The following is a 21,865-nucleotide window of genomic DNA, read 5'->3' on the forward strand; positions in this document are numbered from 1 at the left end:
ACTTATTTTTTTTCGGCGAACCCGTTTGCGATGGCGACGATGACTTCTGTCGCCTTCACCATGTTGTCGACAGAAATGAATTCGAATTTCCCGTGATAATTTTCGCCACCTGTGAAGATGTTCGGTGTCGGTAATCCCATGTAGGACAGCTGCGAACCGTCCGTTCCGCCACGGATCGGCTTGATGATTGGTGTGATACCACGCGACTCCATTGCAGCATGCGCGATGTCAATGATGTGCATGTGCGGTTCGATTTTCTCCCGCATGTTGTAGTATTGATCATTTAATTCCATTTCGACACTACCGGCGCCGTACTTTTTGTTCCATTCCTCGACGAGCGCCGTTAAGAAGTGTTTTCGTGCCTCGAAGTTATGGCGATCAAAGTCACGGACGATGTAGTGGACGATCGTCTTTTCGACGGATCCATCAAAGGAAATTAAATGATAGAAACCCTCGAACCCTTCCGTGAACTCGGGCGCTTCATCACCCGGTAAGCGATTTTGGAAGGCCATCGCGTGTTTTTGTGAATTGACCATCTTATCTTTTGCTGTACCTGGATGGACGTTCGTTCCATGGAACGTGATTTTAGCACCTGCCGCGTTGAAACTCTCATATTCGAGTTCACCGAGTGGTCCACCGTCGACGGTATAAGCAAACTGGGCATCAAATGCTTCGACATCAAAATGATGCGGTCCGCGACCGATTTCTTCGTCAGGCGTGAAGGCGACACGAATCCGTCCGTGTTTTACTTCCGGATGGGCAATCAAGTAAGCCATCGCCGTCATGATTTCGGCAATCCCGGCTTTATTGTCGGCGCCGAGTAATGTTGTCCCGTCCGTTGTCATCAGAGTATGCCCGACGTAGTTCGTCAAGGATGGGAAATCGCTCGGTGACAGTACGACGGGAATCGCGTCATTTAAGACAATCGGTCCTCCGTCATATGCATCGACGAGCTGCGGATTGACGTTCGTTCCTGTAAAATCCGTCGCCGTATCGAGATGGGCGAGAAAACCGATCGTCGGAATGTCGGCGTCTGTATTCGCAGGGAGTGTCGCCATGACGTAACCATTGGCGTCGACCGTGACATCCGTCATGCCGATTTCTTTTAATTCTTCGACGAGAAGACGAGCGAGTGTCCACTGTCCTTCCGTCGTCGGGACGGTCGTGCTTTCATAGCTGGATTGTGTGTCGATTTTTGCATATGTAGTCAATCGACGAATCAAATCTTGTTTCAATGAAAAAACGTCCTTTCTGAGTTGAGTTACGTTCATCATATCATGAAGCGATAATATTCGAGTATTCTGAACCATGATAAAATGGGAAAGAAAAAAGGGGGAGTACAGATGAAAGCATTTGTTGTCGATCAGTATGGGACAGACGCTACGTTAACAGAAAAAGACGTCACACTCGCTGAAACGGGGGAAAACGAATTACGTGTACGTGTTACGGGGACGAGCTTAAATCCACTTGATACGAAGATGTTTTTCGGTCATGTGGCAGCAGCTCCGACAACTGGAATTCTCCAGGGCGATGTAACGGGGGAAATCATCGAAATTGGATCGAGTGTGACGACTTTTTCTGTCGGCGATCACGTCATCGCCTTCGGAGGCGGATTAGGCGAACGATCCGGTGCACTCGCGGAAGAGATGCTTGTCCCGGAAAGCATGGCCGTCTTAAAACCAGCAGCACTGCGTTCGGAAATTGCCGGATGCCTGCCCGTGATTGGTTTAACGGCGATGGAGGCTTTAAAAGAACGGGCTATGGTTCAACCCGGTATGTGCCTGTATGTCGTCGGTGGAACAGGTGGGGTTGGTCATCTCGTCGTTCAGCTTGCAAAACATTATGGATGCGACGTGACGGCGAGTGCCGCGAACGATGAAAAAGCGAACTGGCTAGAAGGACATGGGATACAAGTCCATCGGTATCGCGACGAAACGAGTGAAGCGCTACTCGAACGTGTTGCGCCTGACGGTTTCGACGTCGTCATCGATACGGTGGGCGGTGATCATTTACAAGAGTCGTTCGTCTTAGCGAAGGAACGCGGGAAAATCATCTCAATCGCGACACGGACGACACAAGATTTGACGCAAATGCATAGTAAGGCATTGACGCTTGAAGCCTTATTCGTCGCATTGCCGTTGTTAAAAGGAAAAGCAGATGAGATGCGCCGCCAACAAGAACACCTTACGGAAGTCGCCGGTTTAGTCGCCGACGGAACGATTGAACTTCGAATCGATTCGCGTGTCCCGCGCCAAGTAGAAGCGTTAAACGAAGCGTATAAAACCTTCGACCAACACTCGCATTTCGGAAAGGTTAGCGTATATGATGTTTAATCAGAATATCGATTAACCTAAAAGATTCGGCGTTTGGTTTATTTTTCCTTTTAATACAAAAAATAATTCTGCTAATCGATAGAAGATTAGCAGAATTATTTATTTTGAGCTTATTTACGGCGGACAAGAACGGCTTTACGTTCCGCTTCTTTCATCGAAGGATGCTCTGGAAAGTCTTCAAGCGAGGAACTTTCCCAAATGATTTCGTACGTTTGACGAAGTTTTTTGAAAGCTTGTTCGACCATTTTCATGAAGCGCTGTTGATCAAATAGCTGACAATCCGTCGTAATCAACAACAGTCCACCGCGATGCGTCATATGAATCGTTTGTTGGATTAAAGCGGGCAAATCGACTTCGGCACGGAAGTGGCGTGCTTGTGTTTTGACGAGTGCCGGTGGATGGACGATGACAAAATCAAAACGTGTTTTCTTATCAGCTTGATCGATATAATCAAACGCATCTTGGACGAGGATCGTTTGCGCCGCTGGATCAAGCTGATGCAGTTCAAGTTGTTCAATCGTCTTGTTCCGGCTCCGGGTCGAGAAATCGACGCTCGTCGTCTCAAGTGCCCCACCAAGTAGCGCAGCGGCTGTCAACGTCCCTGTATCGGAAAACAGGTTCAAGACAGTTCGCCCTGTCGCATGTTGTTTGACGATGGCACGAAGGTCGCGTTGGTTAATGTCGAGACCCGTCCGCATGCCGGTGTCCAGGTGATAGAGAAGCGGAAGACTGTTCTCCTCGAGGACTTCCGGGAAATCTCCCCGTTCACCGGCTAAGAAATCATCGCCTTTGACGGGTTGACCATCAATTTGGAAGGCACGTTTTTCGTAGATGCTCTTAAAGTGGATTAACGACTCAAGGGCAGAGACGATTTCCTGCTTAAATGAATAGATGCCTTCATTTTCGAACGTGATCAAGTAGTGGTGATCAAAACAATCGATTGTCAAACCACCGATGCCGTCACCTGAACCATTGAAGACACGGAACGTATCGATGAGTTCGTTCTCAAAAAAAGCATCGCGCCGGTCGAGAGCAACCTCGATTTTTTCTTTAAAGAAGACGTCATCGATTTCTTGAATCTCGTCCGTCGAGAGCAACCAGCCGAGTCCTTTTTCTTGCTTGCCAAAATAGCCGGTCGCAAGGTATTCTTTATCTTCTGTAGTCAGCCGGAGTAACGCACCGGCTTCTTTGAGGTGGTTACTTTTTTGGAACAGTTCTTTATAAAGTAAAGGCTGACTATTTTTGATTTGTTCGATAGCCGTCGCTTTGACGACGACAGGATAGATTTCGCGTGGCACGTGAGTTCCTCATTTCTAGTTGTGGATAAGTAGTCAAATTATAGCATAGGAAAAGTTGTCCACATGTGGATAATTCAAATTGATAGATATTTAACATGTCCTTCGTCGGTTTCTGTGGATAAGTCAAGATGATTCAGGTGGAGATAATTTAAGTGAACGTTCTTCAATCGAACCATCTCTTTCCATGCGTGTCGAGTGAAGGAAAGGTTCTTCTTTGAAAACAAACTTTTTACTTGAATTCGCGATAGATTTCTAAATTCAAAAAACAGTTCTGGCCTTTTCGATAAGAGTCCGATATAGTGAGAATAGGTACTTTAACCGTGAGGTGAAATCGATGAAAATTAATGAACGTGGAAGAGGGAAATTTCGTCCTCTTAAGAGTTATGAAAACAGTGATGTGAAGAATATTCTGTTTGAAAAAATCTACGAAGAAACAAACTTAATCATTGAAAACAATGAAGAAGAAACTTTTTTTAATACAATCAAGCGATCAACGACTTCCCATAGTGTGATTAGTCTTTTTTCAGGTGCTGGTGGTTTAGATTTAGGTCTTGAACTAGCCAGTTTAGTGAGTCTTCATGGAGAGGATGTTGTTCAAAAGGCATTTCACTCTAAAGAAAAATTTAAGCAGTTGATTGCTAAAGGAACAGTTACAGAAACTATCTATTCCAATGATATTTTTAAGGAATCTGCTATCACATATAAGACTAATTTTTCGAATCATGTGATTCAGGATGAACGTGATATTCGAAAAATCAAATATTTTCCTGATTGTGATTTGATATTAGGGGGATTCCCATGTCCGGGTTTTAGTTCAGCAGGTCCGAGATTGATTGATGATGAACGAAATTTTTTATATATCCACTTTATTCGTGCAATCATTCAAACAAGACCAAAAGTATTTGTTGCAGAAAATGTTAAAGGATTATTGACCTTAGGAAACGGTGAAGTGGCCAAGCAAATCATCGAGGACTTTGCTTCTGCTGGATATAACATCAAATATCAATTAGTAAACGCCCGAGATTATGGTGTACCGCAATTACGAGAACGAGTTTTTATCGTTGGAGTACGCGAGGATATTGATTTTGAATATGAATTTCCAGAGCCTACACATGGTCCTTCACGCCAGTATGAATATGTTACCTTAGCAGATGCGATTTCCGATTTGCATCCCAATCCTTCTGATGTCTACAGCGGTGGATTCTCTTCGATGTATTTATCGAGAAATCGTAAAAAAGAATGGGGAGATCAAGCTTTTACGATTCAAGCTTCGGGAAGACAAGCCCAACTTTGGCCTGGCGGAGACAGAATGATGAAAATCGGAAAAGATGAATGGAAATTGGTTGGCGAAAATCGAAGAATGAGTGTGAGGGAATCAGCTAGAATTCAAACGTTCCCTGATTGGTGGGAATTTTATGATGGTGGCAATATGAGTACACAATTAAATAATCGTTTGGATAAACAATATAAGCAGATTGGGAATGCGGTACCTGTATTACTTGCACTTCGAATTCTTCAACCGATTACAGACTGGTTAAAAAACGAAGATATCATTAAAATGGAGTCTAACAAACAACTTGAATTGTTTTGACGATAAGCAAGAAGTTGATACACAACGTAGCTTCGCACATGTCGTCACGCTTCCTTCACTCGCTTTCCTCAGGCGAGACACAAGCCAACCGCTCTGTCCGAGGGGACAAAGCGGTTGGTCTTGTTCGTCTCTGACAGCGCAAGTAATCTTGCGCTTTTTCCTGTAGGAGTCGCGTGAAGCGCGTGACTTTGTCTAGAAGGTCAAGGAAGGGATTGCCGTCTTAAATCGATGGCAATCCCTTCTTTTTTAGCGTTGCGTTCAAAATTAACTAGACGTACCCTAAGTTCTTTTTTGATAATACGAAATTTAAAAAATAGGTCGTTCACAAGCTAGCTTTAAGGAAGACCAACCGTGAGTCGCACCTTCACTAAATTTGACACGTAGTCGAATTTCTTCTTGATTGTCATCCCAAGATAACCGTGTTGTTGTAGGCGTTTTTTGTTCGACACAAATCTGTCCATTCACTTGGATATGCGAATGAATGCTGCAGGTATTTTGTTGGTAAAACGATATGACAGAAGTGTTTGTACCAATCATATTCTTTAGACCAAGTTCGAGTGAGTGTTGGTTTGCATTCATGAGATGCGCTGTGACTTGACTTGACACGATAGTGAGTACTTCTTTTCTAGTCAACCTTCCAGCAGAATAATCTTCTTTTATACGAGCGATAAATAACTGCATATCGTCATAAATATCGAAGTAACTATAGGATAAGATGCTTCCGATTCCAGGATTCTTCAAAGTCATCATCGTATTTTTCTTTTTTAATGCTTTTAAAGAGAATGGAATTTCAACATAGTTATCTGAATGAAGAACAGTTATGACGATATCGGCCGTTTCAAGATTATTAAAAATGTAATTCCCGGCAACAAGTTGAATTTGTTGGATGTCGTAGTGTGTATCAAAGTGTTGGTCTAAGAATTCTAAGATCGTGAAGTATGTGGTACTTGAGCAAATGAACAATTCGTTGAGAGTAGTGGGACTGACATCATGAAAGTACTTATCGAAGGTCTCTCTTACTAAGTCGGCATCTACGATATCAATCGAGGGGCGATGCTTAACGAATTGATAAATGAGAAGTGTCTCATTACATCTTCCGATTGCATTACTACTATTTTTTTTGGGTCGAGATGCGTGTGTTGCAATTAAATTCTCAAATGAATCTAGCCAGAAAGAATTCGAACGCATCCGTTGCTTTTGGAGATCCTTAGGTGAATGCTCGTTTTCAACTAATTTGGTTGCCAATTTAATCGATGAAAATAGTGAAGACTCAAACTTAAATCGTAATTCTAAATCAAAGTCATCGATGGTTAGATGAATGGAAGAATTATTTTTCTTTAAGATATTGATTGTTTTAAATGTATCGAGAAAAGTCTGTTGAAGAACGATATCGGCGACATCCATTTTGTCTTGAGTCAAGACGACTTTGTATTCTTCAATCATCGAGAGTTGCTTGAATCCTTCGAAAATCGAAGTTTGGTTATGATTCATCGCCTCAAGAAGGATGGAGTAACAATGATCGCGAATACGTTCTAAGAACATTAACCGATATTGTTTGATATCGTTTTCTTCGAGCGTTAGCCCACGAACTACTTTTTTTAATTCCGCATCCGACAAATACAAATGAGGGAATCTATTTTGTAAAAGAATATGTTCATATAAAAATCGTTGTTCTTGAGAGATGAGAGAATTTAACTGTTCTTGCGCTTCGGGAAAAGCAAAGTACTTATGTAAAAATGATTTGGCACCCGGATTTTTCAGTTGAATTTTTCCGTTTTTTTTGATGGAGAATAGATGAACGGGAACAGTTTTATTTTCAAGATAAAGGTACAAATCTGGATGATGATCTGGGCGTGAGAAATCGAACTTCGATTTTACGTCTTTTAGATTAGGAAAATTCATGTATAGAAATTTAGCGACCATCAAATCAGGATCATTATGATGTTGTGCTTGAGGATGTTCTTGAATTAATTCTTTTAAGTAAAGGGAAGTATTCCTGGTATGTGTATTACCAGATGACTTCTGTTTATTAGCCATGAGTAGTTATCCTCCATTTTTAAAGAAAGTAGGTAAGGTATAGATGACTCAACAAGATAATGTACAAAAAATGAAAAAAATGATGAGAGAATGGCTTATTGAATTTACTAATGAACATAACATACCACTAAAAAAAGAACGTAATAAATTAATTCTAAGTGAAGTAAAGTTTGGGATACGAGGATCCGCAGGTGGAACAACAAACAATCATTATGGACTACGCGATACAAAGGAAAGTGAATATGATTACTTGATCTTTTGTGTAACAAATGTTGATAATCTAACTTCAAGTAAAGATATCCAATTTGTATTATTAGATAGTCAACAACTAGTAAAGTTAAAATTAATTTTAGGTACTTCAGATAAATCGTTCAAAATGAACAAATATCATACTTTTATCGATTTTTTTGAATTTGAAAGTGAAATGAAAAAAATATTACAACTGAAAAAAGAATATTTTGTCGATGAAATTGACCGATTAAATTCAGTAATCGAAGAAGAATTGATGAAGTATGAGAGTGAAGGATACGACGAAGGTACCAAAAAAATGATGGTACATTATTTAGCAGAACGAAATGCGACTGTTGTAAGAAAAGCCAAAGAACTATTTGAACTTAAAAATGGTCACTTATTCTGTGACATCTGCAAATTTGATTACTTCGAAGCTTACGGAACGCTTGGGAATGGTTACATAGAAGCACATCACAAAAAGCCGTTAAGTTTAAATGGCCAAACTACTACTGAAATAGAAGACCTTGCATTATTATGTGCAAGCTGCCACCGCATGATACACAAACTTATGAAAATACAGCTAAATGATTCATATGAAGAGTTGAAGAGATCTTTAAAGGAACGCATGGATGCTAAGTAAGAAAAGAAGATAGAGCAAGGTCTCGCAGGGGATAGACACATTGAATCTTTAAAGTGTATAGAGACTTCTCATTTTAAATGAGCAGAAGTGAGTAATAAAATTATTCTATGTTCAGTCGCTATTTTCAATCGAATCGCTTCCTAGTGGAAAGCAAGCAAGAGCGACCCTGCAACGAAGTGAAGCGGCGCGATGCTTGCCACAGGAAGACGATTCGAGAAGGAAAATAGCGACTAGAAGAATGAACATCAGATTCATATGATCTACTATTAAGGTTTATCTGCAGTTAACTTCCTATCATTTTTCGACTTCAATCATCGCTTCAAGCGAGACTTTTACATTTCCTGCAAGCGCACGGGTAATCATGCACGAACCTTCCGCTTTTTCCGCGAGGCGACGTGCCATCTTGACCATTGCCTCTGTCGTATCGGCAGGTAAAATCAATGTGGGACGATGAATGATTTGATCATACGTAAAGACGCCGTTCGTCACATCGACGATGCCTTCAGACTCCATCGTCAGCGATACTTTTTTGATGTTGCTGCGCTCGAGCATCGCGGCAAGCGTGATGATGTAGCAGGTCGCGGCTGCGCCAAGTAACATTTCGTCCGGATTCGTTCCGACGCCAGGACCGTCCATCGCTTCCGGAATCGAAATCTTCGTTTTTAAGTCACCGGTCTCGATGTCGCCGATGTCATTTCGGTTTCCCGGCCAGTCTGCTGTTAAGTGAAAATGATGTTTCATTTCAAAATCGCCTCCTCTGTTGTTATCATACGTGTTGTCTTTTTGATTTTCGCGCTATTTGCTCATGAACAAGCCCCCGGTCATCTTGCGACCGAGGGCTTGCATGGCGTTAACTAAAGATTTGATCGATTTTTTTAATGTCTGCATCCGTCAGCTCGACTTCAATCGTTCGGAGCGTATCCGTTACTTGATCGGCACGTTTTGCACCGGGAATGATGGCATCGATGCCATCTTGCGCAAGGTACCAAGCGAGGACGACATGCGCGACGTCAACCTCTTTTTCTTTTGCAATCGGGCGAAGTAGCTCGACTTTTGCTAAGTTGTCTTTGAAGACATCTTCTTGGAAAAGGGGATCCTTCGCACGTAAATCATCGAACTTCGTATTTTCATCATATTTTCCGGCAAGTAATCCGGCAGCGAGCGGGAAGTACGGAACAAATGAAATCCCGTGTTCGCGGATATAAGGCAGGATTTCTTTTTCTGCATCCCGCTTGAACAAGTTGTACTCGCCTTGATAGACGTCGACGTGCCCGTCTTTATTGGCTTCTTTTAATTGTTCGAGTGAGAAGTTCGAGACACCGATCGCTCGGATTTTTCCTTGTTCCTTTAATTCGGCAAGTGCAGCGACCGCTTGATCTTTCGGTGTCGCTTCATCTGGGAAGTGGATGTAGAACAAGTCGATGTAATCCGTTTTTAAACGCTTCAGGCTCTCTTCGACCGACTGTTTCAAAAACTCGGGTGAGTTATCGATGACGACCTCGTCGTCGACGATTTTGTGCGCGCCTTTCGTTGCGAGGATGACGTCTTTGCGTTCGACCGTATCGCTCCACGTTTCACCAACGAGTTCTTCTGAACGTTCTGGTCCGTAAATAAAGGCCGTATCTAAAAAGTTGATGCCGTTCATCAAGGCGACACGGACTAAATCGCGTCCTGCTTGTTCATCGAGATTCGGGTAAAGGTTATGCCCCCCGACGGCATTTGTTCCGAGACCGATCGGGTGAACCATGAGATCTGATTTTCCGAGTTTGACTTTCGTATCCATAAGCAAATTCCTCCTTAGACGATATCGAGCGATTCTTTTTTAGTTGGAGCAGGGAATGCTTCATCAAGTGCTGCGAATTCTTCGTCAGTTAGTTGTAAGAGTGCGGCGCGACCATTTTCTTCGACGTGCTTCGCCTGACCGGCTTTCGGAATGGCGATGACATCACCACTCCGCACGACGAAGGCGAGTAAGATTTGTGCCGGGTCGACACCATGTATTTCAGCAAGGCGTTCAACGGTCGGGTGATCAAGCAGCTTCTCCCGGAGACTCCCGCCTTCTGCTAATGGGCAGTACGCCATGACTGGAATGCCGTGCTCTTTTAAGAGCGGCATCAATTCGTATTCAATCCCGCGTGAGCCAAGGTGATAAAGTACTTGGTTGACGGCACATTGATCACCGTTTTCTAACGCGAGTAACTCTTTCATATCTGCGACGTCAAAGTTCGACACACCCCAGCGGCGAATTTTTCCTTCTGCCTTCAACTGCTCGAGACCATCGATCGTCTCTTGAAGCGGGATGTCACCGCGCCAGTGGAGTAAGTAAAGATCGAGATAATCCGTCTTCAGGTTACGTAACGAACGTTCACATGCTTCGCGTAACTTGTCTCCGCCAGCATTATGAGGATAAACCTTCGAGACGAGAAACACTTCTTCACGTCGTCCTTCGATTGCTTCACCGATTAATTGTTCTGATGCCCCTTCACCGTACATTTCTGCGGTATCAATTAATTCCATTCCACTGTCGAGTCCGACGTTCAAAGCTTCGATTTCCGCTTGTCGTTTTGTCGGTTCTTCACCCATGTGCCACGTTCCTTGACCGAATGCCCGAACGTGTGTTGAATCGGGAAATGCTACCGTCTGTTGTTTTAACGCGGCAAGTAGAATCGTCCGTTCTGTCTCATTCATTCTCGCTTCCTCCTCCAAAATTCACAATAATAGGCTTTACCACGGATGGATAAGAAAAAAACGTCAATCGTTTGTTTACCAATGCTCAAGCAAAGGACCTGACTGGCCATAAACGGGGTCGGTCGATGGACGCTCGACGCGTTCAATCCGCTCGAGATTACCCGGTCGTTCGCAGGATTCACCTGTCAACGTATCGTAGTCTTGACCATTTGGATAGGCACCAACCACTTTGAAGCGACGACTCGTATCAAGCGCTTTATGTCCGGTTCCGGCAGGTAAGACGATGACATCCCCAGCAGTCAGCGTAAACGTTTTCCCGAGCGGTCCTCCAATCTGAATGCTGGCGTGTCCCTCGAGAATACCGATGACTTCATGAGCGACACTATGGTAATGATGGAAATCAAAAATACCGTCGACCCAGCTGTTTTGCCAATTGTTCGCACGGAAGGTTTTTTCGATGGCAGAAGGGTCTTCGAAGACATGACGATAAATCAAAACCGGGTAACGTGGATTATTTGGAATCACACCATCGTCCTCGAAACGAAAAAGCTCGATACTCATCATGTGTGCTCCTCTCTGGTGTCAAAAAAGATACATTTTTTTACCCGAAATCGAATTAAATTAATCTTCTAAGCATCTTTATAGCACTTGCATAATCGAGGTGCTAAACTATGTAAGTTAACGAAAGTTGAAGGAGGAATTTACATGATCGCAATCGAAGCAAAATTAGAAGTTCAACCAGCAAAACGTACTGAATTTTTGGAGGCTACTAAAGCATTGATCGACGGTTCACGCTTAGAAGCAGGAAACGTCAGCTATGACCTGTTCCAAAGCACAGAAGACGTAAATGTCTTCATGATGATTGAGAAATGGGAAGATCAAGCAGCAATCGAATCACACAACACGAGTGCGCATTTCGGACAGTTCGTTGCATTTGCACAAACTGCTCTTGCTAAACCACTTGATGTTCAAACATTCACTGCATAAGTAGGAGGAAAGTCTGGCAATTGTCAGGCTTTTTTTTTATGTTTAAATCGAACGAAAGTTCTCTTTTTTGTTACAAAAAAATTAAAAGACCTCGAATGCCTGTTATTTTTTCCAAAAATAGGGCATTATCTTAAGAGTAGCTAGATTCAGACTTAAGAGGAGGCAACTAAATGAACGAACGTAAAGTCCAGGAAGATCCGTCTTCACGCTCTTTCTTTAAAATGCCTCATACATATGCCATTATCATGGGGATTTTACTGATTTCAGTTATCTTGACGTATACGTTACCAGCAGGTCAATTTGATCGTGAGAAACAAGATGGACAGACGGTCGTCATCGATGGTACATACCGGGCAGTCGAGTCGGCACCCGTTAATTTGTTTGGATTGTTTGAAGCGATACCAAAAGGCATGGAAGCGGGTGCTGGCATCATCTTCTATATCTTTCTCGTCGGTGGTGTCTTCGGCATTATCCGTGAGACGGGAGCGATCGAATCCGGAATCAATCAATTGATTAATCGATTTGGTCAAAAGGGTCATATCATGATTCCGATGACGATGTTTGTCTTTTCGGTTGCTGGAGCGACGATCGGCATGGCAGAAGAAACGATTATTTTCGTCCCGATCGGTATCATGCTCGCCCGGGCACTCGGTTACGATGCGATGACGGGCGCAGCCATCGTCAGTCTCGGGGCAGCGGTCGGTTTTGCCGGCGGGATGCTCAATCCGTTTACGGTTGGTGTTGCACAGTCGATTGCCGAAGTGCCATTGTTCAGTGGGATTGGTTACCGGACCGCAATCTACTTAGCCTTTTTACTCGTGACGATTTTATATGTCATGAACTATGCCCAAAAGGTTAAAAAAAACCCGGAGCGCAGCTTAGTCTATGACTTAGAGAAACATCGGAAAGAAGAAGTAACGACAACATTTTCGCGGTTTTCGAAGAAGCATGCGTTCGTCCTCATCGTTTTGATTGGTGGCATCACACTGAACGTTATTGGAATCTTTGAGTGGGGTTGGTACTTAACGGAGTTGACGGCATCGTTCCTCATCATCGGAATGCTTGCCGGAATCGCGACGCTCGGTGTCAATCGGACGTTCGAAAGTTTGATTGACGGGGCGAAAGCGGTGACGTTCGGTGCGTTAATCGTCGGCTTCGCACGTGCGATCGTCGTCATCTTGGAAGACGGCCGTGTCATCGACACAGTCATCTATGGTTTATCGAACGCGGTCGGACATTTACCGACGTCGCTTGCCGTCATCGGCATGTACATCGTCCAGTTGATTACGAACTTCTTCATTCCATCCGGGAGTGGACAAGCAGCGACGACGATGCCAATCATGGCTCCGCTCGCTGATCTATTAGGGATCGAACGACAAGTCGCAGTCCTCGCCTTCCAGTATGGGGATGGGTTGACGAATATGATTTTCCCGACGAGTGCCCATTTGATGGCGTTCCTTGCAATTGCCGGCATCCCGTATGAAAAATGGTTACGATTCGTCTGGAAGTTGTTTGCGATTTGGGTGACACTTGCTTGCGTCGCCTTGCTTCTCGCCGTCACATTAGGGATTCAATGAACGTCGACCTTCCGTGCAATGGGCGCGGAAGGTTTTTCCCGTGCAGGAATCGGGAACTTCTAAGACGAACGTTAGTTATAAGTTCATAAGGGGGATTTCAACATGACATATTCAATCGTTGGCTATTGTGAAAAAGAACAAGCATGGGGAGTCGCTGTTCAATCGAAGTTTCTCGCGGTCGGGAGCGCCGTCCCGTTTGCAAAAGCAGGTGTCGGGGCAATCGCGACCCAATCATTTGCGAATACGACATATGGTCCGGAAGGGTTACGGATGATTTCTGAAGGGAAGTCGGCGGAAGAAGTCTTAAAATTGTTGACCGAGGCGGACGAAGGACGGGCAGAGCGGCAAGTCGGAATCGTTGACGCAGCTGGGCGGAGCGCAACTTTCACAGGAGACGCCTGTAACGACTGGGCAGGTGGAATCGCCGGTAAACATTTTGCCGCGCAAGGGAATATTTTAGTCGACGGCAACACGGTCAAAGAGATGGCCCGTGTGTTCGAGGCGACGGACGGACCGCTCGGTGAACGGTTGTTACGTGCCCTCGCTGCCGGACAAGCAGCAGGCGGTGACTCACGCGGAATGCAGTCGGCTGCGCTCCTCGTCGTCAAGGAAAACGGTGGATATGGTGGTTTCAATGACCGCTACATCGATTTGCGTGTCGACGATCACCCGAGTCCGATTCAAGAGCTCGAGCGGATTTATCAACTTCACACCCTTTACCTGCAACCAAGTAAACCGGAAGAAATCAAGCCGATTGATGATGCGCTTGAATCGGAAGTGATGGATAAATTACTCGAACTCGGTTACCGGGGATCGTTCGAAGAAGCTTTCCGGACGTACCTGCATACGGAGAATTTCGAGATGCGTGAGCATCAGGACCGTACAATCGATACACGTGTCCTTGCTTATCTCCGCGCCCAATGAGAAAAAGCTCTGCACTGACCGAGGTCAGGCAGAGCTTCTTTTATGCGGACGGATGGGTCCGGACAGGCACTTGATAACCGGTTGCGATGAAGCGTTCAAGCTCCGGTTCGGATTTAGCATTCAATCCGACCGTCCCGTTCCCTTTGATCGCGACGTTCATCAAACGGATGCGCTCAATGTGGGGGCCGATCGTAATCCCGTGGCGTGCGGAATCTTCAATCCGGACATCGACGAGCCGGACGTCGTCTGCCCCATTTTCACCACCGAAGACTTGAATGTCCGTTTTAGCCTGACGGAATCCCGTCATCTTGACTTGGCTCAAGGTGACGTTTTTCGCCTTGTACTGGATTCCGATCACCGGCTGTTCCTGGTAATCATAGTTCGGGTCACCGAGGACGGTGAAGTCGTGAATGACGACGTTCCGATACGCCGAGACGACGAGTGCCCGCGGTTTTGAGTTTGCATAGAGCGGTGTGTATTGAGGCGTCTGCGCGACGAGCCGTGTCGCGATGATGTTATAGGCAGTTTGTGACGTCGGGTCCGTTGCTTGATGATGGCCGATATGGCGGAAGTTGAACGAGCGATGATCATCGATTGAGAGGTGCCCGACGATTTTGACGGTCGAAGCAGCGGACGATGTCGCATGTGCCTTGATTTCAAGCCCACCGAAACAACGGGACGTCGCATTGTTGAACAACCAGACATCGCGCGAGCCATCATCGATTTCAATCCCATTCGAATTCGAAAAACCGACGGCGTGGGCTCGCCCGCTCGGGTCATGCATGAAGCAGTTCGAGATGAATAAGTGATCGCTATGATGCGTCGTGATGCCATCGTCGCCGAATCCGGATCCTGTCAAGCCGTCGAACCAAATGAAGGAACTACTTAAATTCGCCCGTGCGCCGTCCCCGTTGTAATTGTAGTAAGGTGTCGAAATGTCGAAACAATGGAGCCCGGGATCGACTGCCTCGACGTCGAAGACCCAGCCGTACGTCACATGGGCGTAGGTCAGACAACTCGAATGGTTGCCCCATGTACTGCTCTTTTTAGCATCACCGATTCGTGCGATGTTCCAGTCGAGGGTCATCTTCTCGACAAGGAGATGATGATTACCGAGTAAGTAGTTCTGATTCGTGATCAACCGGCGTCCTTTTGGGGCATCATCATGTAATTTTATAATCGTCCGGCCTTTCCCGTCGCCCGTCAAAATCGTAAAGTTCGGGAGCCGGATCCCGCGGACGATGTATGTGCCCGCAGGGACGTGGACTTGCCGATGTCCGTCAGCAAGTGCTTCCTTGAAAGCAAGCGTATCATCGGTCTTTCCGTCACCGACAGCCCCGTACGTCCGGACATCGACTTTTTCGACCTGACAGGCCAGTTGTTCGAATTCATAGGTGAGTCGACCGAACCAGCTCGGCCGGACCTCATCCTGTTCACTGACGAATGCTTTTGTCAGAGGCAAGATATGTTTAGCGCGGTCCGTTAAAAAAAGCGGCGAAATCAACGACCGTAAGTAGCGGCTCGGATGCGGCGCACGCCGAGGCGCGACGAACGGACTTTCGTTCATCAATTGTTCAGCATGGGTAATGGCAGCGAGGTTCGTGTTACTTTCCGTATATTCAGCAATCAATCGCCCGTTTTGATAGGGATCGTGTGTAGTTTCTAATATGACCATGATTGAACTCCTCTCTAAAAATCACTACATTCCTTTTCCCATCCCGTCTGTTGTTCAAGCTCTTTTAAAGTAAAATCAAAAAATTCCGTTAATTAGGCTTGAATCATTATATAATGGATAAAAATGACATTAAAGAGGTGGGAGCATGCGATTTCGAAGTCGATTACTGTTGATGATGGGTATAGTTTTGTTGGCACTTGGGATCATGAAACCGTTAGTCGAGACGGGTTATCAAGCACTGCGTGATGTCGAGGTTTTTCCGGCGACGGCGACGGCGCAACAGTGCAGAGAAGATTGTGAAAGCAAGCCGCTCGACTGGTGGTGGCTGAAGTTACTTTGGAAGAAAGAACCGAAACCTGAGGGTGTGATTTATGGTTACGAGACGGATGAAAAAGGTGAAATGGGAGGAAAACTCAACGATAAATTAAAATTCATCTCACTTGGATTTAAACATGCTGAAAAAGGTGTGGGAATCGAAGAGGACGGAGGCTTTCCTTACTTCTTACTCGGGTTTAGTGGAGCGGCTGTCCTCTTGCTTGTCCTGCTCGTCCGTCGCTTCCGAAAACGCCGTGGTCGGCCAAAAGATGCGCTCGAAGACGAAGTGACGCCACCGCAGCAATATCGACAGACTAAGGTGAATTCAGAGGAAACGTTCCCGCCATTGCCGGTCGAACAAGTTCGGCAACAGGTCGTTTTGTTCAATCGTCAGTTGCCGGCGCGGCTGAAACGCCGAGAGACGGAGTCGTTCAGCGAGTGGTTCGGACGGATCGGTTTTCATCCGTCAACCGAACTGCAGCATCTATATGAGGTAATCCGGTATGATTCAAAACAATCAATTCAAGTGCCATCGACCGCGCTGACAGACATCAAACATGATTTTTCAAATTATCTCAACCGATTCCGATGAAACCTTTTAGAAAGTCCCGACGTATCATGGAACAGAAGGTCAGGAAACGGGGGACTGAAGAATGTACTTAGCAGACGCAGTGAAACTAAAAAGTATCTTACGGAAACAATTGGAGCAACTAGTCGAAGAGATGGAGCGTATTGCATTCATCGACCTTGAAAAAGGGGATGCCCTACCGACTGGTCAAGAACGGACGTTACTCGATGTCGAGTCGGCGATGGATGCAGTCAGGCGTGATATGCGGACACTCGATCGGCTGGTCTATGCAGCAAACTTGTCAACGACCATCGAGACGACAGAAGGAGCAATTCCGCTCGTCGAAGCGATTGAACTGGCGACTCAATTACGGGCAAAAGCGACACAGTTCCAAGAACTCGCCGCACGTCCGAAACGCGAATTCCAGTATGGATTTGAAGGAACGACGGTCATCCGGCATGCTTTGTACGATCCTGAGGCATACCGGATCAAGGCACAAGAGATGGAGCGGGCTGCTCACCGAATCTCGAATGCGATCAATGCCGCGAATTACCGAACGGAAATTGATTTTGACGGTCACCGTTATATGTAAGCCTTGATCAGGTGAGACTCCTGATCAAGGATGGCATTTCTGACTCTCAAACGCTTCCACAAGGGAATCACAACGGCCACGGCACACCTATGACCACGGACCGATGACATGTTTACCTGTCACTTTTGACTACCTGCGGAAAAGACTTTTTCCGTCAGATGCCAAAAAACCGCGATTGCTTCGGCATCGCGGTTTTTTATGCATAACATCTTGTTATTCCTTAAAAAAAGGTAGACCACTACTTTAGTTCGGGTATAGGCTAGGGGAATAGTAAATCTTGAAGGAGGAATTGATATGAAAAATTCATTTAAAGCATTCGTCGTACGTGAGGAAGAAGGACAATTCGTCGGGGCACTCGAACAAAAACAAGTCGACGACTTACCAGCAGGTGATGTGTTGATTCGTGTCGCCTATTCGTGCATCAACTATAAAGATGCGTTATCGGTCACAGGAAATCGAGGGGTGACGAAAAATTACCCACATACACCAGGCGTCGACGCGGCAGGTCATGTCGTAACATCATCTGATGAACGCTTCAGCGAAGGACAAGCGGTCGTCGTCAACGGCTTTGATTTCGGAATGAATACATCGGGTGGTTTCCAGGAGTATATCCGCGTGCCGGCGGACTGGATTACGCCGCTACCGAACGGCATCACGACGCTTGAAGCGATGAGTTACGGAACAGCTGGTCTGACAGCTGCCCAGTCGATTGATGAACTCGTTCAACGTGTCGCACCGCAAGATGGTCCGGTCCTCGTGACGGGAGCGACGGGCGGCGTCGGCAGTGTCGCGGTCGCGCTCCTCGTGAAACTCGGGTTTACAGTCCATGCCGTGACCGGGAAAGAAGCCGAGCATGATCGCTTGAAGCAAGCAGGTGTCGCAGAAGTCATCTCACGCCAGTCACTTCTGGAAGAAACAACGCGACCTTTGAAAAAAGGACTGTATGCCGGTATTATCGACACGGTCGGTGGTCCGCTACTTGCTTCAGTCATCCGTTACGTGCAATATGGGGGTCTCGTCACGACGTGTGGTAACGTCGGTGGTGCTGAACTGACGATGACCGTCTATCCGTTCATCTTACGTGGTGTTCGTTTGATTGGAATCGATGCTGTTCAGTTACCAATCACAGAGCGTGAGCGTTTATGGAATCATCTCGCGAACGACTGGCATTTATCGATTGCCGAGATGGTCCAAATGAAAGCGTTGAGTGATGTTCCGGCAGTCGTCAAGTCGTTGCTTGAAGGGACACATCAAGGCAGAACTGTCATCGAAATTTAAACAATTTGGTTCTGGATTAGATGGTATAGTGAATGAAACATCACTCGGTCAATTCAGGAGGAACCAAATATGAGTCAACAGGAACAAGAGCACGATCAGGCACGGCAATCGCGTCACATGCGTCGGAAACAAAAGCGCAACCGGCGTGGCATTGCGTTCGGTGGTCTATTGGCGACGGCTTTGATCGTCGGCGGATGGGGCTATATGGTCGCGCATAACGATCCTTCGCAAGCGACGTCGACGGTCGAAACACCGAAAACAGATGCTTCGGCCAAAGAAACGTCAAAGGATAAAGAAAAAGATTCGGCCGATCAAGCGAAGAAAAAAGAGTCGAAGAAATCGAAAAAAGAAGCAGCACCTGAGATTAGTTCAGCAGCATGGATCAAACGACCGTTTGCGGATGTCTATCAAGATGCAAATCGGACCAGTGTCATCTATAAGGCGGACTTAGGGGATGTCTATGAAGTACTCGACGCGAAGGATGGGATGGTTCACTTGAAGTTGAGTGATGCAGTCGAAGGGTACATTCCGGAAGCGGACGTTCAGATGGAGGCACCGGCTGGTTTAAAGGATGAGAAACTCCTTTCGACACTCGGACAAGTCGTCGCGAATCAGCCGATTGACAAGCCGGAACAATACCTCGGGAAACCGCTTGAAACGTTTGAGGCGAAGTATGGCAAGCTCGGCAACACACAAAAAGATGCCGTCAATACGTACCATTTCTCGAACGCCGGGTACTTGCTCGTCGTATCAGATGGAGTAGTCGAAGCAATTGACTGGATGAATGTCTCAGCGTCAGGTTTAACAGCACTTGGTGATCCGGTCGTAAAGACGGATTACGGCACATGGTACGAGGGTGAGAAATTACAGCTCAAGGCATTCCCGGATAACGGTTCGACGCGCTTGCGTCTCGCACGTGATCTTGGGAAATGAATCGATTGAGACTGAAGCTAGTCAGGTTCTCTAGTCAAAAGCCGGACATGGCGAGTTGGATTTGAACGCAACGGCAAAAAAGACAGGATCGTCATCTCACAAAGATGCACAGTCCTATCTTTCATTTTATCTAAAGTCTGAAGCACGTTCATTCCGTCAAGTGAACGTGCTTTTTTGCGTTGGATCCACAATAAAAAACCTCCCGAGTCATCGACTCGAGAGGAAAGAGAAAATCCTTGGGAGGAGGTTTTCTTAGTAGACGCCAACTGCATCAAATGATTTTGCTGCAGCGGCTGCTTCAGCACTTGAAGAACCGTAAAGGTCTTTTGCCGATTGAACGACTGCTGCGCGGAGGTAGCTGAAGTTCGAAGTCGGAGTCAAGTAGACGTTAAGGGCACGGTAGTAGATGGCACCAAGTTTCGGTACGCCGACGCCTGGTACAGTGACACCGTAATGTGTACCACCGTTACCTAAGAGGTAAGCGGCTTTGTTGACGATACCAGAGTTCGTGTGGACACCACCGTTATCAGCCGTACCTGTGTAACGTTTTGAGTAGTGGTCTGGATCACCGTAAGCGGCAGGGTTAGACATTGAACGAAGAGCATCGCCACTTACACCTGGTGTGTAGATGTCTTCACCGACGAGCCAGTCGAAGTTTGATCCGACTGAGTACTCTGCAACTGTTCCCATGATATCCGAAACAGCCTCATTGATCGCACCCGATTCGTTTTGGTAAACGAGTCCTGCTGTGTATTCCGTGACAGCGTGCGTCAATTCGTGAGCGACTACATCAAGTGCGCCAGAAAGGTATGTGAATGTCGAACCGTCTCCGTCACCGTAGACCATTTTTGATCCATCCCAGAACGCATTGTTGTAGCGTGAAGAATAGTGAACCGTTGAATTGAGTGCTGCACCCGCATTATCGTAACTGTTGCGGCCATATGTGTTTTTGTAGAAGTCATATGTTTTCACTGCATTGACTTGTGCGCTGACAGCGGCACGGTCATAAGTAGCATTGAGAACGTTGTCGGCATCCGCCCAAAGTGATCCTGGAAGTGATGTCCGGTTTTTTGCATCGTACGTCGAGATGCCTTTACCGCGTGTTGAATCTTGAAGGTAGTAGTAAGAACCATTTTTCGTTGTGTTGAATGTAGCACTTGTTCCAAGAACCGTCGTACCTGAACCGACTGTCGTTGTTCCGGTGATTGTCGTAACTGGTTTCGCATGTGCCAGTTGGTCATATTTGTTGATGACCTTACCAGAGTTTGCATCGATGAAGTATGTCCAGCGTGACGGCTCGTCGCCGGCTAAGACAGTCGATGTGATTTTATAAGCATAGACAGCATCGTCTTTGACTGGATAGACAACGAGTTCACTCGTTGGAGCCACTTCGAATTCTGTTGCTTTGATTGATTTTTTATACAACTTTAAAGCTTTCTTTTCAGAGATTGCAATTTTCTTATCAAGACCTGGTTTCCCTTTGACCTTGACTGCATCATTGACGATTGCTTTTAAAGTACCGTCTTTCGCAACGTTACCGACGACGACACTACCGAAGACCGGGACGCCATCCACTTCTTGTTGGAGACGTACGATGTGAGATGATCCATCTTTTTGAACATCTTGTACAGAGAAGTCACCTTTACCTTCGACATACTCTTTAACGATTGATGCAGCTGGCTCGGACGATGCTTTCGTCAACTTACCAGATTGAAGACCTTCTGCGCCTACGACTGTAGGAACGACAAGTACACTTGCGACAAGCGATGTAGCGAGAAACTTTTTCAAAATAAATCGCCTCCTTGTTTGGGTTGAGTCTAACTATGCCAAACAAAATAGAGAACGAGAATAAGGCATTCGGATTAAATAGAATTTTCTGAAAATAGGTATTTAGTACCCGTACTGAACAATTTAGTCATTGAGACAAATCGAGTGAAGAAATACTCTTCTAGCACTCCCATCCCTGAAGCAACGGGCTTTCTGGCCTTAAATTCTGTGAGTAGTCCTCAAACTGTAGACAACGAACTATCGGTAGATGAAGCGTCTTTTCCCGTAGCAGTCAACGAAACGTGACGCTTTGTAGGTAATACCAGGAGGGAAAAGTCGGGCATGCAGACGGTTTAGAGCACAATCCGTCTCGATATCGTAAGTTCACGCTAGAGTTTGTCTACACGCGGAAAAGACTACTCATTTGAGTA

Annotated in this window: 19 protein-coding genes; 10 read left to right on the plus strand and 9 right to left on the minus strand. The window is 45.9% G+C overall.

Translation table 11 applies throughout. The features are described 5' to 3' along the window. Positions 1-2: 2 nt before the first annotated feature. Positions 3-1,235, minus strand: coding sequence for a peptidase T (gene pepT / locus KNP88_RS08490; protein ID WP_214893256.1), 1,233 nt, complete (start codon positions 1,233-1,235; stop codon positions 3-5). Between the two features lie 108 nt (positions 1,236-1,343). Here pepT and KNP88_RS08495 point away from each other — a divergent pair, with 108 nt between their 5' ends. Then, positions 1,344-2,333 carry a zinc-binding dehydrogenase gene (locus KNP88_RS08495; RefSeq protein ID WP_214893259.1) on the plus strand — a complete coding sequence of 330 codons (990 nt, stop codon included), beginning with the start codon at positions 1,344-1,346 and terminating at the stop codon, positions 2,331-2,333. A gap of 110 nt (positions 2,334-2,443) precedes the next feature. On the opposite strand, the gene KNP88_RS08500 is transcribed toward KNP88_RS08495, so the two are convergent. Further along, positions 2,444-3,631: a class I SAM-dependent rRNA methyltransferase gene (locus KNP88_RS08500; RefSeq protein WP_214893261.1), complete on the minus strand. Its 1,188-nt coding sequence runs from the start codon at positions 3,629-3,631 to the stop codon at positions 2,444-2,446. A 334-nt stretch (positions 3,632-3,965) separates the two neighbouring features. Here KNP88_RS08500 and KNP88_RS08505 point away from each other — a divergent pair, with 334 nt between their 5' ends. Beyond that, positions 3,966-5,222: a DNA cytosine methyltransferase gene (locus tag KNP88_RS08505; RefSeq protein WP_214893263.1), complete on the plus strand. Its 1,257-nt coding sequence runs from the start codon at positions 3,966-3,968 to the stop codon at positions 5,220-5,222. Positions 5,223-5,528: 306 nt separating this feature from the next. On the opposite strand, the gene KNP88_RS08510 is transcribed toward KNP88_RS08505, so the two are convergent. After that, on the minus strand, positions 5,529-7,259 hold the full coding sequence (locus tag KNP88_RS08510) for a hypothetical protein (RefSeq protein WP_214893265.1): 1,731 nt from the start codon (positions 7,257-7,259) through the stop codon (positions 5,529-5,531). Positions 7,260-7,302: 43 nt separating this feature from the next. On the opposite strand from KNP88_RS08510, the gene KNP88_RS08515 reads away from it, so the two are divergent. After that, positions 7,303-8,130 carry an HNH endonuclease gene (locus KNP88_RS08515; protein WP_214893268.1) on the plus strand — a complete coding sequence of 276 codons (828 nt, stop codon included), beginning with the start codon at positions 7,303-7,305 and terminating at the stop codon, positions 8,128-8,130. 294 nt (positions 8,131-8,424) lie between these two features. Here the strand turns inward: KNP88_RS08515 and KNP88_RS08520 are convergent, their stop codons facing one another. The 4 genes from KNP88_RS08520 to KNP88_RS08535 form a co-directional block, all read right to left on the minus strand. Beyond that, positions 8,425-8,871 (minus strand): OsmC family protein, encoded by a 447-nt coding sequence (locus tag KNP88_RS08520; protein ID WP_214893270.1) that lies wholly within the window; start codon positions 8,869-8,871, stop codon positions 8,425-8,427. 109 nt (positions 8,872-8,980) lie between these two features. Beyond that, a complete protein-coding gene (locus KNP88_RS08525; protein ID WP_214893272.1) occupies positions 8,981-9,913 on the minus strand; it encodes an aldo/keto reductase in 933 nt (310 codons plus the stop codon). Positions 9,914-9,927: 14 nt separating this feature from the next. Further along, positions 9,928-10,818, minus strand: a complete 891-nt coding sequence (locus tag KNP88_RS08530) for an aldo/keto reductase (RefSeq protein ID WP_214893274.1) — start codon at positions 10,816-10,818, stop codon at positions 9,928-9,930. 75 nt (positions 10,819-10,893) lie between these two features. Then, a complete protein-coding gene (locus tag KNP88_RS08535) occupies positions 10,894-11,379 on the minus strand; it encodes a cupin domain-containing protein (RefSeq protein WP_214893276.1) in 486 nt (161 codons plus the stop codon). A gap of 144 nt (positions 11,380-11,523) precedes the next feature. Between KNP88_RS08535 and KNP88_RS08540 the strand changes: the two genes are divergently transcribed. From KNP88_RS08540 to KNP88_RS08550, 3 genes are all read left to right on the plus strand, one after another. Further along, complete coding sequence (locus tag KNP88_RS08540) at positions 11,524-11,805, plus strand: putative quinol monooxygenase (RefSeq protein ID WP_214893278.1); 282 nt, start codon at positions 11,524-11,526, stop codon at positions 11,803-11,805. 170 nt (positions 11,806-11,975) lie between these two features. Next, the gene (locus tag KNP88_RS08545) at positions 11,976-13,382 is read left to right on the plus strand and encodes a YfcC family protein (RefSeq protein ID WP_214893280.1); all 1,407 of its coding nucleotides are present in this window, start codon (positions 11,976-11,978) and stop codon (positions 13,380-13,382) included. A gap of 102 nt (positions 13,383-13,484) precedes the next feature. Next, positions 13,485-14,306: a DUF1028 domain-containing protein gene (locus tag KNP88_RS08550; RefSeq protein WP_159173221.1), complete on the plus strand. Its 822-nt coding sequence runs from the start codon at positions 13,485-13,487 to the stop codon at positions 14,304-14,306. Positions 14,307-14,346: 40 nt separating this feature from the next. Here the strand turns inward: KNP88_RS08550 and KNP88_RS08555 are convergent, their stop codons facing one another. Further along, entirely contained in the window at positions 14,347-15,981 is a 1,635-nt protein-coding gene (locus tag KNP88_RS08555) for a glycoside hydrolase family 55 protein (protein WP_214893282.1), read from the minus strand. A gap of 145 nt (positions 15,982-16,126) precedes the next feature. Between KNP88_RS08555 and KNP88_RS08560 the strand changes: the two genes are divergently transcribed. The 4 genes from KNP88_RS08560 to KNP88_RS08575 all read left to right on the plus strand — a co-directional run bounded on the left by KNP88_RS08560 (position 16,127) and on the right by KNP88_RS08575 (position 19,667). Further along, positions 16,127-16,888, plus strand: a complete 762-nt coding sequence (locus KNP88_RS08560) for a hypothetical protein (protein ID WP_214893284.1) — start codon at positions 16,127-16,129, stop codon at positions 16,886-16,888. Between the two features lie 61 nt (positions 16,889-16,949). Continuing rightward, positions 16,950-17,456, plus strand: a complete 507-nt coding sequence (locus tag KNP88_RS08565) for a hypothetical protein (RefSeq protein WP_214893286.1) — start codon at positions 16,950-16,952, stop codon at positions 17,454-17,456. 294 nt (positions 17,457-17,750) lie between these two features. Further along, on the plus strand, positions 17,751-18,734 hold the full coding sequence (locus KNP88_RS08570; RefSeq protein ID WP_159173224.1) for a YhdH/YhfP family quinone oxidoreductase: 984 nt from the start codon (positions 17,751-17,753) through the stop codon (positions 18,732-18,734). A gap of 69 nt (positions 18,735-18,803) precedes the next feature. Beyond that, entirely contained in the window at positions 18,804-19,667 is an 864-nt protein-coding gene (locus KNP88_RS08575) for a hypothetical protein (protein ID WP_214766340.1), read from the plus strand. A 252-nt stretch (positions 19,668-19,919) separates the two neighbouring features. Here KNP88_RS08575 and KNP88_RS08580 read toward each other — a convergent pair whose 3' ends face one another. After that, positions 19,920-21,455 (minus strand): M4 family metallopeptidase, encoded by a 1,536-nt coding sequence (locus KNP88_RS08580; protein WP_088838206.1) that lies wholly within the window; start codon positions 21,453-21,455, stop codon positions 19,920-19,922. Positions 21,456-21,865 lie beyond the last annotated feature (410 nt).

This window comes from Exiguobacterium sp. H66 (assembly GCF_018618705.1).
Taxonomy (GTDB): Bacteria; Bacillota; Bacilli; order Exiguobacteriales; family Exiguobacteriaceae; genus Exiguobacterium_A; species Exiguobacterium_A oxidotolerans.